General features: G+C 66.4%; 5 protein-coding genes. All 5 read left to right on the top strand.

The genetic code is table 11. The annotated features are described in order from the left end of the window. Positions 1-18 precede the first annotated feature (18 nt). The gene (locus tag AC6H1L_RS02705; RefSeq protein ID WP_497600014.1) at positions 19-2,130 is read left to right on the top strand and encodes a hydantoinase/oxoprolinase family protein; all 2,112 of its coding nucleotides are present in this window, start codon (positions 19-21) and stop codon (positions 2,128-2,130) included. Next, the gene (locus tag AC6H1L_RS02700) at positions 2,124-3,749 is read left to right on the top strand and encodes a hydantoinase B/oxoprolinase family protein (protein WP_497600013.1); all 1,626 of its coding nucleotides are present in this window, start codon (positions 2,124-2,126) and stop codon (positions 3,747-3,749) included. The genes AC6H1L_RS02705 and AC6H1L_RS02700 overlap by 7 nt, the downstream gene beginning before the upstream one ends. Positions 3,750-3,828: 79 nt before the next feature. Continuing rightward, the gene (locus tag AC6H1L_RS02695) at positions 3,829-5,622 is read left to right on the top strand and encodes an NB-ARC domain-containing protein (protein ID WP_497600012.1); all 1,794 of its coding nucleotides are present in this window, start codon (positions 3,829-3,831) and stop codon (positions 5,620-5,622) included. An 839-nt stretch (positions 5,623-6,461) separates the two neighbouring features. Continuing rightward, positions 6,462-9,785, top strand: coding sequence for a DISARM system SNF2-like helicase DrmD (drmD, locus tag AC6H1L_RS02690; protein WP_497600011.1), 3,324 nt, complete (start codon positions 6,462-6,464; stop codon positions 9,783-9,785). 198 nt (positions 9,786-9,983) lie between these two features. After that, the gene (locus AC6H1L_RS02685; RefSeq protein WP_497600010.1) at positions 9,984-14,342 is read left to right on the top strand and encodes an Eco57I restriction-modification methylase domain-containing protein; all 4,359 of its coding nucleotides are present in this window, start codon (positions 9,984-9,986) and stop codon (positions 14,340-14,342) included. The last annotated feature ends 44 nt before the right edge of the window (positions 14,343-14,386 follow it).

Raw genomic sequence — 14,386 nt, 5'->3', positions numbered from 1 at the left:
CTGTCGAGGAGCACAGGAATGACTGCTATTCTTGCTGGAGTTGATACGGGAGGTACGTTCACCGATCTGGTGCTCTTTCAGGAGGGAAGGCTGCGCGTGCATAAGGTCTTCTCGACACCGCATGATCCGTCGCAGGCCATCCTGGAGGGCCTCCAGGAGTTGGGCGCCTTGCCGCGTCTGCGCACGCTGGTGCATGGCTCGACGGTGGCTACCAATGCTGTGCTGGAGGGCAAGGGGGCGCGTACCGGCCTGATTACAACGGCGGGCTTTCGCGATGTCTTGGAGATCGGGCGGCAGACGCGGCCCAGTCTCTATAATCTGCGCGTGCAAAAGGTGCCGCCGCTGGTGCCGCGTGAGCGGCGGGTTGAGGTGGTTGAGCGCCTCAATGAGCGCGGTGAGGTGCTCATTCCTCTGGATGAGAGGTCGCTAGAGGAGGCGCTGACCACGCTGGCGCGCGAGGAGGTGGAGGCCGTGGCGGTGGTCCTGCTCTTCAGTTTTGCCAATCCGGCCCATGAGCGGCGCGTGGCCGAGGCGGCCCGTCAGCGGGGCTGGTACGTCTCAGCCTCGGCGGAGGTCCTGCCCGAATTCCGCGAATACGAGCGCACCAGTACCCTGGTGCTCAATGCCTATGTCGGGCCGCTGATCGATCGCTATCTCGGCCAACTGGAGCAGGCTCTGCCGGCGGGGACGGGGCTGCGCATCATGCAGTCAAATGGCGGCTCGATTTCGAGTGCGATGGCGCGGCGCGAGGCGGCGCGGACGCTGCTCTCAGGCCCTGCGGCGGGTGTGGTGGGGGCGCGCTTTGTGGCTCGCGCCTCGGGCATCGAGCGCCTGATTGCCCTCGATATCGGCGGGACCTCGACCGATGTGGCGCTGGTCGATGGGGCGATCACGGAGACGACCGACGGGCGCATTGGGGGGCATCCGACGAAGCTGCCGATGATCGATATTCACACGGTGGGAGCTGGCGGGGGAAGCCTGGCCTGGTTCGATCTGGGCGGCGCTTTGCGCGTAGGGCCGCGCTCGGCGGGGGCCGTGCCCGGGCCGGCGGCCTATGGGCGCGGCGGTACGGAGGCGACGGTGACCGATGCACATGTGGTGCTGGGGCGTCTGCTGCCCGAGGCCTTCCTTGGCGGCAGCCGGCGGCTCGATGTGGCCCTGGCCCGGCAGGCCGTGGGGCGCATCGCCGAGCGCCTGAGCACGTCGCTGGAGGAGGCGGCCCTTGGTATTGTGCGCATCGCCAATGCCAACATGGAGGCGGCCATTCGCCTGATCTCCGTCGAACGCGGGCTTGATCCGCGTCACTTTACGCTGGTCGCCTTTGGGGGGGCCGGTCCCCTGCACGCCTGCGAGCTGGCGGCGGCGCTCTCGATTCCACGCGTGCTGATCCCGGCGGCGCCGGGCGTCCTCTCGGCCCTCGGCATGCTGGTGGCCGATGTGCTCAAGGACTATGTGCGCACGTTGATGCTGCCCATCGATCAGGAGCAGGCCCAGGCGACAATCGCTGCGACCTTGCAGGCGCTGGAGGAGCAGGGGCGCAGCGATTTGCTGCGCGAGGGCTTTGCGCCCGAGCAGATTCAGATTGAGCGCTACCTGGATCTGCGCTATGTCGGGCAGTCGTACGAGCTGACCATTCCATTTGAGGGCCACTGTGCGCGCGCGGCCCAACAGTTCCATCTGGCCCATGAGCGGCGCTTTGGCTACAGCGATCCCAATGAGCCGGTGCAGGTGGTCAATGTCCGTCTCAAGGCGCGGGGACTGGTTGAGCCGCCGGTCCTGGAGCGCCAGCCGCTGCAGCCCGAGGCGGTGGCCCAGCCGTTGGAGCGGCGGCGGGTCATCTTTGCCGGCGAGGGGGGGCCGGTTGCTCATGAGGCGGCCATCTATGAGCGGGGTGGGCTGGTGCCGGGCGTGCAGTTCGCCGGTCCGGCCATTGTCACCCAGTACGACACGACGACCGTCGTGCCGCCGGGCTGGCGGGCGCGTGTCGATGCCGTTGGCAATCTCTTGATCGAGCTGGCCGGCGATGGTCCGGCGCGCGCCCAGCATGGTCAGCAGCAGCGTGAGGCAGCGGCGCCGGCGACGCGGACGGCTCAGGTCCGGCTGGCGGAGGAGGAGATGCACGCATGGTAGATGCTATCAGTCTGGAGATCTTTCGCAGCGCTTTGACGGCCATCGCTGAAGAGATGGGGGCGGTGCTGATGCGTAGCAGCTACTCGCCCAATATTAAGGAGCGGCGCGACTTTTCGTGTGCGCTCTTTGATGCGCGCGGGCGCCTGGTAGCTCAGGCGGCCCATATTCCGGTCCATCTCGGTTCGATGCCGGACTCGGTGGCTGAGGCCCTGGTCGCCTTCGATCGCTTTGCGCCCGGGGATATTATCGCTCTCAATGATCCGTTTCTGGGCGGGACCCATCTGCCCGATATTACCTTGATTGCGCCGATCTTTGTCGAGGTTGAGGAGGAGCAGCGCCTGATCGGCTTTGCGGCCAACCGCGCTCATCATGCCGATGTCGGGGGCATGGCGCCCGGTTCGATGCCGCTGGCGACCGAGATCTATCAGGAGGGTTTGATCATTCCTCCGCTTAAGTTGTGGGAGGCTGGGCAGCCGAATCGGGCTTTGCTGGCGTTGCTGCTGCGCAATGTGCGGACGCCGGATGAGCGCCGCGGCGATCTGGCGGCCCAGGTGGCGGCCAATCGTACGGCGGCTCGCCGCCTGCAGGAGCTGGTCGATCGTTGGGGGCTGGCGGCTCTGGAGGAGCATATCGATGCCCTGATCGAGTATGCGGCGCGCATGGCGCGGGCGACGATCGCCGCGATTCCCGATGGCTGCTATCGCTTTACCGATTATCTGGATGATGATGGGGTCTCGGGGGAGTGTATTCCAATTGCGGTGACGGTAACGGTGCGTGGTAGTGAGCTGACGGTGGACTTTACGGGGAGCGCTCCCCAGGTGCGTGGCAATGTCAATACGGTGGCCTCGGTGGCGCGCTCGGCGACCTATTATGTGGTGCGCTGCTTGATGCCGGAGGATGCGCCGATGAATCATGGGACGTTCGCGCCGGTGACGGTGATTGCGCCGCGCGGTTCGGTGGTCAATGCGCGTCCGCCGGCGGCGGTGGCGCAGGGCAATGTCGAGACGTCGCAGCGCCTGGTCGATGCGATCTTTGGGGCTTTGGCGCAGGCGCTGCCGGAGGTGGTGCCGGCGGCCAGCCAGGGGACGATGAATAATATTGCGGCCGGGGGGATCGATCCGCGGACTCAGCAGCCCTTTGCCTACTATGAGACAATGGGTGGGGGTATGGGGGCGCGCCCGGGTCTGGATGGGCTGTCGGGCGTGCATACGCATATGAGTAATACGCAGAATACGCCGGTAGAGGCCTTTGAGTATGCCTATCCAATGCGCATTACGCGCTATGCCTTGCGCGATGGGTCGGGGGGCGCAGGCCGGGCGCGTGGCGGCGATGGGCTGGTGCGCGAGATCACGTTTGAGGCGCCCGCTGAGGTGACGCTGCTGACGGAGCGGCGCCGCCTGCCGCCCTATGGGCTGCAGGGGGGTGAGCCGGGCCGCTGCGGTGAGAACTGGCTCTATCGCCGCAATGGTGAGGCGACCTTGCTGCCGGGCAAGGTGCATTTCCGCGCTGAGCCGGGCGACCGCCTGGTGATTGCTTCGCCCGGCGGTGGTGGCTGGGGCCGGGCGGCGGAGCCGCTGGAGGCGCCGGCTGCTGGTGCGGCTGAAGCGGCGCGGGCCTAGCCAGTGAGTGGTTCGCGCCGGGCCGCCGGGCCGCTGCCAGGACCAGGCCGGTCGTCATCTCCTGCTGGGAGTGCCCACGATGAAACCGAATCTGCGTCTGAGACATGAGCGCGAGATGCGAGGCTGGTCGCAGGCCAGGGTGGCCGAGGCCATCGGCTCGTCGGAGAAGAATGTCAGTCGCTGGGAGCGCGGCGTCTCGTCGCCGCAGCCCTATTATCGCGAGAAGCTGTGTCAGCTCTTCGGTAAGAGTGCGCGTGAGTTGGGGTTTGTGGAGGATGAGTTTGAGGTGGGGGCGCCGTCCGCGGCTGGTGCTGCCGCTGGGGAGCGGGGCCGCCAGGAGCGGGTGATTGATCCGACGATCCCGCCGCTGCCCAATGAGGGGCGGGGCCTGGTGGGACGCGGCGCTCTGCTCGCGGAGCTGGTGGGCCAGCTCTGTGCGGGGCGCTCGCTGGCGCTCTGTGGGCTGCCGGGCGTCGGCAAGACGGCCCTGGCTGTGACGCTGGTGCATGATGCGCGTGTGCTGGAGCGCTTCGAGGCCGGGGTGTTGTGGGCCGGTCTGGGGCCGCGCCCCACTGTGGTGGAGCATTTGCGCCGCTGGGAGCAGTTGCTGGGGGTGCCTGCTGCGGCGGCGTCCTCTGCTGAGCTGTCGTTAGAGGCGCGGGCCCGCGTGTTGCGGGCGGCCATTGGGCAGCGGCGCTTTGTGCTCGTCATTGATGATGTCTGGGAGTTGGAGGCGGCTTTGGCTTTCAAGGTCGGCGGGCCGCAGTCGGTTTTGATCGCGACGACGCGCTTTCCGCGGCTGGCGCTGGCGATCGCCGGCGAGGGGGCGCGGACTATCCATGAGCTGGAGAGCGCCGATGGGCTGGCTTTGTTGGCGCAGTGGGCGCCGGAGGCGGTGGCCCATGATCGGCGGGCCGCTCTGACGCTGGTCGAGGAGGTGGGTGGGTTGCCGCTGGCTTTGACTTTGCTGGGCAAGTATTTGCAGGCGCAGGCGCATAGTGGTCAGCCGCGCCGTCTGCAGGCGGCTCTGGCCCGGCTGCGCAGCTCGCATCAGCGCTTGCATGTCAGTGAGATGCGGGGCCCGCTGGAGCAGCCGCCGCATCTGGCCTGGGGGACGCCGCTGTCGCTGCAGTCGGCGATCGCTGTCAGTGATCAGCAGCTTGATGAGCAGGCGCGCGAGGTGCTGCGCGCCTTGTCGGTCTTTCCGCCTAAGCCGAATAGTTTTAGCGAGGAGGCGGCCCTGGCTGTGGCCCAGGCTCCGCCAGAGGCGCTCGATGCCCTGATCGATGCCGGCTTGTTGGAGAGCAGTGGGTCGGGGCGTTATCTGTTGCATCAGACGATCGCCGATTATGCCAGTGCTCATTTGCGCGATCCGCAGGCCGGTGAGCGTCTGGTGGCCTATGTGACGGATCTGCTTGAGCGGCATGGGGATGATGATGCGGCGCTGGAGTTGGAGAGCCGCAATATTGTGGCCGGTCTGCAGTATGCTTTTGAGAATGGGCGCCATGCGCGTTTTATCCGGGGTGTGCTGGCGTTTGCTCCCTTTTTGCGCCGGCGTGGCTTTTATGATCTGGCACGCCTCTATTTGCAGCGCGCCTATCAGATTGCGATCTGGTCGAGCGATATGCTGACGCAGGTGCGCTTGTTGTTGGGGCTGGGCGAGGTGGCGCTGCGCCAGGGCGATTTGAAGGCGGCGGGTGGCTATCTGCGCGAGGGGCTGACGCTGGCGCGCGAGGGCGGGCTGCGGCGCGAGCAGCGGCGGTTGTTGCGGCTGTTGCGCTATCTGGCCTGGCGCCAGGAGGATGCGGAGCGGGCTGCGGCCTATGGGCGCGAGCTGGCGGCTTTGACGGCTGAGGGGGCCGATGGCGACTGAGCGAGGCGGCGACGCGACGAGGGGGCGGGCAGGGTCTCGCGCCTGAGCAGGGCAAGGCTGGGCGGTGTGGTGTTGGCTTGCTTTGTTCGCTGTTGGCGACGGCGGCAGGACGCGGAGGCTGATGTGGGTGTCGCCGCGCTGATGCGCTCTTTTTCAGTGTCGAAGCTGGCCTTCTGCTCTCTGCCAGGTCGGCTCATAGGCGCCGGCTTATTTGTTTCAAGGCTTCAATCACCAGGCGGGGCAGGCCAGCATTCCGACGCTAGCCCCGCTGGCCTGGCGTCTGGAGCGGCCCCTGTCCAGCCTTTTCACCGATCCCCGCTCAGTAGTGACCGCATGTGAGCGGTAATGATGCCAGCCAGAATCGAGCGGGCGCCGCTCCCATGCCTCCGAGAGTCGCTGCGTGAAAAGCCGGGCACCGCGATCCTCGCTGCCAACAGCTTGCACAGCCTGGGATATAATTCGCGTTTACAACGGCAGCAGCAAAACCCAGATCGTCATAGCCTCCCACGGTCCCACGCCGCTCGACTGCCGCTGCAGCGGCTCGCCGGCGAATCGTTTGCCTCTGCAAGCGGACTGCAGTGCTTCTGCAATGGCCAGCCTCCCCCAAAATCACCCATTGTAGACAGAGAACGACCATGTTATACTGTGAAACTGCGTTCCTGGCTGCAGACCACTATGACCGCAAGCCCAGGGATCAGTGACCGGCTTCCTGTCTCGCCTGTCAAGCAGATGGCAAGCCAAAGCACAGCGCCAGCGAGCCAGCCTTGCCCTGCCAGCCGGCTGACCCGGCCCGGCCCAGGCCGCCCGGTCGCGGTCCCAGCGAGGAGGATCTGTATAGTATGACGGCTCTTACCCGGCAGCCGCCCGCCCCCGGCCAGCTTGTCGAAGTGCGCCAGCGGCGCTACGCTGTGGCCAATGTCCGCTTTGGCGCCAGGCGCCCGCTGGTCATCTATGAGCAAGGTCTCTTCTTTGTCCGTTCTCACGTCGTCAACGAGAATCAGTCCTATCATATTGTCACCCTGACCTCGGTCGAGGACGACGCCCTTGGCGAAGAGCTAGAAGTCATCTGGGAGCTAGAGCCAGGGGCCCTCATCGTCGAAGAGCACGCCCTGCCCGAAGTGGATCGCTTCGATCCGCCTAAACGCCTCGATACTTTTCTCAATGCCGTGCGCTGGGGCGCCATCGCCAGCGTCGATACCCAGGCCCTGCAGGCTCCTTTCCGCAGCGGCATCGAACTGGAAGAGTACCAGCTTGATCCTGTCGTGCGCGCCATCGAGATGCCGCGCGTCAATCTGCTGATCGCCGATGATGTCGGCCTCGGCAAAACGATCGAAGCCGGCCTTGTCACTCTGGAGCTGCTCCTGCGCCACCGCGCCCGCCAGGTGCTCATCGTCTGCCCGGCCTCCCTGCAGATGCAGTGGCGCGACCAGATGCGCGATAAGTTCGGCCTGGAGTTCCGCATTCTGGATAGCGAGCGCATGCGCCGCCTGCGCCGTGAGCGCGGCCTCTATGTCAACCCCTGGACCCATTTCCCGCGCCTGATTACTTCGATCGATTTCTTGAAACGCGAACGCCTGCTGAACCTCTTTCGCGAGGCCGTCGAGGCCCAGAGAGAGGAGCTGGCCGAGGAGGCCCGGCAGGCTCAGGCGCAGCAGAGAGAGGCTGAGAAAAGGTCGGGCCGCGACGGGCGGAAGCAAGAGCAGAAGCGCGCAACGCCGGTCTATCGGCGGCCTTTCGATTTGTTGATCGTTGATGAGGCCCATAATGTGGCCCCCGCCGGGCGCGGCCTCTATGCCACCGATTCGCAGCGCACGCGCGCTCTGCGCCTCATCGCCCCCTACTTTGAGCATAAGATTTTCTTGTCGGCCACGCCCCATAATGGCTACCCCGAGAGCTTTACGGCCTTGCTAGAGCTGCTCGATCCGCAGCGCTTCGCCCGCGGCGTCCCCCCGAATCCGAAGCTGCTGCATCAGGTGATGGTGCGCCGCTTAAAGTCGGATCTGCTGGCCTGGGATGGGGCGCCGCGCTTCCCTCGGCGCCGCCTGGAACCTCTGGTCGTCTCCTATACGCAGGAGGAGCGCCATCTGCATCGCTTGCTGCAGGAATATGGGCGCCGGCGCCTGGAACGTACCCAGGAGAGCGAGGAGCGCTTTGCTGCGGAGTTTGTTCTCAAGCTGCTCAAGAAGCGCCTCTTCTCTTCTCCCCAGGCCTTTGAGTTGACTTTGCGCCAGCATCGCGAGACGCTGGCAGGCCGCTCCGCCAGTGCCTCCCCTCGCCCGGCTGTGCGCGGGCGCCAGAAGACGAGTGTGCTGCGCCGCCAGCTTGAGGACCTGGAGGAGGAGAGCGATAACGATGAGGAGCTGGAGGAGGCCCGCCAGGAGGCCATCGAGGAGGCAAGCCGCGTCCTCTCTCTGCCCACGCCCGAGGAGTGGCACTTGCTCGATGAGCTGCTTACGCTGGCCGAGCGCGCCAGCTCCCATGCCGATAGTAAGGCTCAGGTCTTGATCAATTGGCTGCGGCAAACGCTCTGCCCCAACGGCCCCACTGCCTGGCGCGATGAGCGCGTCATTATCTTTACCGAGTATCGCGCGACGCAGAAGTGGCTCTACGATCTGTTGAACCGGGCCGGTCTCAACGGCGCTGGCCGCCTGCTCTTGCTCTACGGCGGCATGCCCCTGGCCGAGCGCGAGCAGGTGAAGGCGGCTTTCCAGGCCGATCCACGTCAGTCGCCGGTGCGTATTTTGCTGGCGACCGATGCGGCTTCTGAGGGCATCGATCTGCAGAATTATTGTCATCGCCTGGTCCATTATGAGATCCCCTGGAATCCAATGCGCCTGGAGCAGCGCAATGGGCGCGTCGATCGCCACGGCCAGCGGGCCCCGGAGGTCAATATCTACCATTTTGTGAGTAGTAAGTATCGCGATGTGCCGCCGGGGGCGCTGGAGAGCTTTGAGGTGGGCGAGTTGGAAGATGATCTGGAGTTCCTGGCCCATACGCTGCGCCGCGTGGAGGCGATCCGTACGGATCTGGGAAAGGTGGGGCCGGTGATCGCCGAGCAGGTGGAGGAGGCGATGCTTGGCCGGCGCCGCTCGCTGGATACGCGCCAGGCTGAGCGCGAGGCCGCGCCGCTGCGGGCACTGCTGAAGCAACAGGAGCGCCTGGAGGAGCGCGTCCGCTTGCTCCATGATCGTTTGCTGCAGAGTAAGCAGGAGCTGCAGATTACGCCCGAGAATGTGCGGGCGGCGGTAGAGGTGGCTCTGGAGCTGGCCAAGCAGCCGCCGCTGCAGCCGGTGGAGGTGCGCGATCCTGCGGGGAAGCGTCCGCCGCTGCAGGCCTTTGCGGTGCCGTCTCTCTCGGGCAGTTGGGCCGCCAGTAAGGAGGGCCTGGCCCATCCTTTTACGGGCCAGGAGCGCCCGCTTGTCTTCGATCATGGTCAGGCCCGCCAGCGCGATGATGTGGTGCTGGCCCATTTGAATCATCGCCTGGTGGCCATGTCGCTGCGCCTGCTGCGCGCCGAGGTCTGGTCGTCCGGCGAGCGGCGTAAGTTGGCGCGCGTGACGGCCCGCCTGGCTCGCGCCCCGCTCTCGGCTCCGCCGGTGGTGGTGGCTCATGCGCGCCTGGTGCTGCTCGGCGGCGATAGTCAGCGCTTGCATGAGGAGCTGCTGATCGCCGGCGGGGAGCTGCGCCAGGGCCGCCTGATCCCGCTGCCCGCCGCGCAGTTGGAGCACTGGTTGTCGCTGGGAACGGATGCTTTGGCCCCGGAGTCGGTGCGCCTGCGCTTGCAGCAGCTCTGGCCTGCCTGTCAGGAGCCGCTGCGCCAGGCGCTGGTGAGCCGCATGCAGGAGCGCCTGAACGAGCTGCGGCGCGTGCTCAGTGAGCGCGAGCGTAAAGAGATGAAGGATATGCGGATGATTCTGCACGAGCTGCGCCGTTCGATCGAGCAGGAGCTGGCTCAGCCTTCGGTGACGCAGCTTTCGCTCTTCTCGAAGTCCGAGTATGAGGAGTATGAGCGCAATTATGCGGCCCTCCGCCGCCGCCTGGAGCAGATCGATCAGGAGCTTGAGCAGGAGCTGACGCTGATCCGTTATCGCTTTGAGAATCCTCAGTCGCGCCTCTTCCCGGTGGCGCTGACGTTCTTGATCCCGGAGCATCTGGCGTCGTGACGTGAGGCGCTGCCGGCCCGCTGGCGCCGGGTACGGCGTACCGGGGGCCCGGAGGTCGGGCCTGGGACGCCCTCGCGTATATTGCTCTTCGACTGGTTGGGTGGTCGCTGGTCGGGTCGGCGCCGCTGCCGCTGCTGGCCCCGCCGGCTCCGTTTGCGCTCTCAACCAGCCGGTATTTTCAGGAAAGGTGGCTGCTGTATGTCGGTTGCTCGTCAGCATGCTGAGTGGCTGTCGTTATTGGAGATATCCGGCCCCTTTTTGAGTCTGGAGGTGGTGCAGCGGGTCTTTCCGCATGGCCTGGAGGCGACGCAGGATGAGGGGGAGGTCCGCCGCGCGCTGCGGGCGGCGTATGGGGAGTGGGCCTCGCCTGAGTCGGGCTGGCGCGTGGAGCCGCGCTTGCATGAGTTGTGGCTGCGCTTTGTGTTGACGGAGGTGCTCGGCTGGAGTGAGGAGCTGCTGGCTGAGGGGGAGCGGCTGCCGTCCGCGTTGGAGGCGCCGGTCCCCGATCCGACCTGTACGGAGCGACTGCGCCCCGATCTGGCGCTGTTGGACCCGCGCTCGGGCCGCCCGCGCGTGTTGGTGCAGTGCTGGCCGCCGACGCAGTCGTTGGAGAAGGCGCCGCCCAAGGCGCAGTGGCGGGCTTCGCCGGCGACGCGCATGATGGAGCTGTTGCGGGCCTGTAATGTGCGTCTGGGCCTGGTGACCAATGGGGAGCGCTGGACGCTGGTGCATGCTCCTCGCGGGGAGACGACCGGCTATGTGACCTGGTCGGCTCCGCTCTGGTTGGAGGAGCCGCTGACGCTGCGCTCGTTCCGCGCGCTGTTGTCGCTGCGGCGCTTGTTTGGGGTGCCTGATGAGGAGACGCTTGAGGGGCTGTTGGATCAGAGCGCGGCTTATCAGCAGGAGGTGACGACGCAGCTCGGCTATCAGGTGCGGCGCGCGCTGGAGGTGCTGGTCCATTCGCTGGATGAGGTCGATCGCGATATGGAGCGCGAGCTGCTGCGCTCGGTGTCGGAGGAGCGTTTGTTTGAGGCAACTCTGACGGTGATGATGCGCCTGGTGGTGCTGCTGTCGGCTGAGGAGCGCGGGCTGTTGGCGCTGGGGAATCCGATTTATGATCAGAATTATGCGGTGTCGACGTTGCAGGCCCAGTTGCGCGAGATGGCCGATCAGGTGAGTGAGGAGGTGCTTGAGCGCCGTTTTGATGCCTGGGCGCGCTTGCTGGCGACTTTTCGCCTGGTTTATGCCGGTTCGCCTCATCCTGAGTTGCCTCTGCCGGCCTACGGTAGTCCGCTCTTCGATCCCGATCGCTTTCCGTTCCTGGAGGGCCGCCCCGAAGGGTCGCCGTGGTATCGGACCTGGGCCCGCACGCCTCGGGTGCATAATCGGACGGTGCTGCATTTGTTGGAGGCGCTGCAGTTTTTGGAGGCCCGCGGGCTGGATGGGTCGCTGGAGCGGCGCCGGGTCTCGTTCCGGGCCCTGGATGTGGAGCAGCTCGGGCATGTGTATGAGGGCTTGCTTGATCATCAGGTGCGCCGGGCGTCGGAGCCGATTCTTGGGCTGGCCTGGCCGCGCCGCCGGGAGTGCGAGCTGCCGCTACGGGTCTTGGAGGAGAAGCTGGCGGAGGGCCGTGAGGTGCTGCTGCGGTATTTGCACGAGCAGACAAAGGCCGATGTGGCGACGCTGGCCCGCGCGCTGGATGCGCCGCCGGAAAGCTGGCCGTTCCGCCTGGATCGCTTGCGCTCGGCTTGCGATAATGATGAGGCGCTCTTTGTGCGGGTGCGCCGCTTCGGGGGGCTGCTGCGAACGGATACGTTCGGGAGGCCGCTGGTGATTCTGCCGGGGTCGTTCTATGTGACGGAGGGGCCGGAGCGCCGGGTGACGGGGACGCATTATACGCCGCGCTGGTTGACGGAGGAGCTGGTGCGCTTTACGTTGGAGCCGCTGGTTTATGAGGGGGTGGCCGAGGGCCGCCCGCAGGAGGAGTGGCGCCTGCGCTCGCCGGAGGAGATTCTGCGGCTGAGGGTCTGCGATTTTGCGATGGGGTCGGGGGCCATTTTGGTGCAGTGCTGCCGCTATTTGGCCGAGAAGTTGCAGGAGGCCTGGAAGGAGGCTGAGGCGCGCTATCCCGGCCTGCCGCTGTCGCTGCGGGGGAGGCCGCTGAGGGCTGAGGAGGCAGCGGCGGACCCGCCGCCCGGGGCGCTGGCTCCCGAGGAGGGTGAGGCGCTGCTGCCCTCGCTGGCCGATTTGACGCCCGAGGGGCTGCCGCGCCGCCAGGAGCTGGATGAGCCGCTGCCCGAGGAGGATGAGGAGCGCGAGAGGCTGGCGCTGCGCCTGGTGGCTGAGCATTGTCTTTATGGGGTGGATCGCAATCCGCTGGCCGTGCAGATGGCGCAGGTGTCGCTGTGGTTGGTGACGATGCAATTCGGGCGCCCACTGCTCTTTTTGGGCCACGCTCTGCGCTGCGGCGATTCGCTGTTGGGGGTGCGCCTGGAGCAGTTGCTGCTTTTTTCGCTGGATGCCGAGGCGAGCGAGGTCCCGTGGCTGGCCGAGCTGGTGCGCCAGGCGCTGGCGATGGCCCTGGAGCGGCGTCAGCGTATTCATGCCCTGGCAGAGAGGGATCTCTATGCGGTGTTGTTGAAGCAGCAGTGGCAGGCCGAGGCCGAGGCGGCCTTGGCGGTGGTGCGCCTGGGGGCCGATCTGCTGGTGGGGCTGGAGCTGCAGCCGGAGGGCGAGCGCCGGCGCCTGAGCGACGAGCTGGCGCCGCAGTACGCTGTTCTGGTGGCGGGCCTGCACGAGCGGTGGCAGGAGCCGCTGACGGCTCTGGCAGAGGCCCTGCAATGGGAGGAGTACCAGCGCCTGCGGACCCGCGTCGATGAGCTGCTGGGCGGGCGCCGCCCCTTCCATTGGTCGCTGGAGTTCCCCGAGGTCTTTGGAATCGAGCCAGGCGCCGAGGTCGAGGGGCCGTGGGCCGGCTTTGATGGCCTGGTCAGCAATCCGCCCTTTATGGGCGGAAAGCGGATTTCTGGGCCTCTGGGGGGAGATTATCGTAGGTATCTAGTGAACCGGTTGGCCGGGGGTAAGCGTGGTAATGCCGATCTGTGCGCCTACTTCTATCTGCGGGCCACCGGGCTGGTGCGCCCGGGCGGGCTGTGCGGGCTGCTGGCGACCAATACGATCGCTCAGGGCGATACGCGCGAGGTGGGCCTGGAGCAGATCGTGGCCCGCAACTGGTGCATCGCACGCGCCGTCAGTAGCCGGCGCTGGCCGGGCACGGCCAGTCTGGAGGTGGCGCAGGTCTGGCTCTATCGCGGGGCCTGGCGCGGGCCGACGCTGCTGGACGAGCGCCCGGTGAGCGCCATTTCGCCTTTCCTGACGGCGGGCGAGGAGGGCCACGGGAAGCCCTATCGCCTGGCGGCCAACGCCAATAAGTCCTTTATCGGCACCTATGTGAATGGCAGGGGCTTTATACTACAACCCGAAGAGGCCGCCGGGCTGCTGGCCAAAGATCCGCGCAACCGCGCCGTGCTCTTCCCCTACCTCAATGGCGACGACCTCAACTCGCGCCCGGACCAGTCGCCGAGCCGCTGGGTCATCAACTTCCACGATTGGCCGCTAGAGCAGGCCGAGCTCTACCCCGATTGCCTGCGCATCGTGCGCGAGCGCGTCAAGCCGCAGCGCGAGCGCCAGAATGATAAGTATGGTAAAGAATATTGGTGGAACTTCTTGCGTACCAGCCCCGGTTTGCGTGATGCCATCGCCGGCCTGGAGCGCGTGCTTGTCATATCAAGGGTTTCTAAATACATGATCTGTGCCTGGCAACCGACAGGTATCGTCTATTCTGAAGCAACCTGCGTTATCGCTACAGACTCTGATGCCGACTTTGCCCTGCTCCAATCGACCATTCATGCGGACTGGGCCAGGCTACATAGCTCCAGCCTGCGTATGGACCAACGCTACACCCCCTCCGACTGCTTCGAAACCTTTCCCTTCCCGGAGGACCTCAGCGGACTGGAAGCGATCGGCCAGCGCTACTACGAGCGGCGTCAGGCCCTCCTGCTGGCCTGGCAGCTCGGCCTGACCCAGCTCTACAACTGCTTCCACGACCCCGACGACGCGCGGCCCGAACTGGAGGAGCTGCGCGCCCTGCACCGCCAGATGGACGAAGCCGTCGCCCGCGCCTACGGCTGGCACGACCTCGACCTCGGCCACGACTTTCACCAGACGGCCCAGGGCCTGCGCTACACCATCAGCGAAAGCGCGCGGCGCGAGGTCCTGCGGCGCCTGCTGGCCCTCAACCACCAGCGCCACGCCGAAGAGGTCGCCCTTGGCCTCAGCCCCAGCCGCAAAAAAGGGAGCGGCCAGCGGAAGAGCCGCGCCAGAGCCAGCGACCAGCCAGAGCGCGAGGCCCAGGAGGGCCAGAGCCGGCGCCTGCGCGAGCAGCCCGCCGCCTACCAGGTCGGGCCACTCATGCCCCTGGCCGGCCCCGGCGAGCGCGCCGCCCAGGACGACGAAGAAGAGCAAGATGACGACGCCTGGCAGGCCGCCCACGGCTAGCCCGGGGGCGCCGCCCCGCCGGCCGGAGCGGCCTCCCCAGCAAG

Source organism: Thermogemmatispora argillosa (genome assembly GCF_059696725.1).
This window is presented reverse-complemented; position numbering and strand designations above follow the sequence as displayed.

What these genes read in the sequence shown, in the direction of transcription:
- AC6H1L_RS02705 (WP_497600014.1), top strand. Translation starts at nt 19, where the DNA reads ATGACTGCTATTCTTGCTGGAGTTGATACGGGAGGTACGTTCACCGAT.
- AC6H1L_RS02700 (WP_497600013.1), top strand. Translation starts at nt 2,124, where the DNA reads ATGGTAGATGCTATCAGTCTGGAGATCTTTCGCAGCGCTTTGACGGCC.
- AC6H1L_RS02695 (WP_497600012.1), top strand. Translation starts at nt 3,829, where the DNA reads ATGAAACCGAATCTGCGTCTGAGACATGAGCGCGAGATGCGAGGCTGG.
- drmD (WP_497600011.1), top strand. Translation starts at nt 6,462, where the DNA reads ATGACGGCTCTTACCCGGCAGCCGCCCGCCCCCGGCCAGCTTGTCGAA.
- AC6H1L_RS02685 (WP_497600010.1), top strand. Translation starts at nt 9,984, where the DNA reads ATGTCGGTTGCTCGTCAGCATGCTGAGTGGCTGTCGTTATTGGAGATA.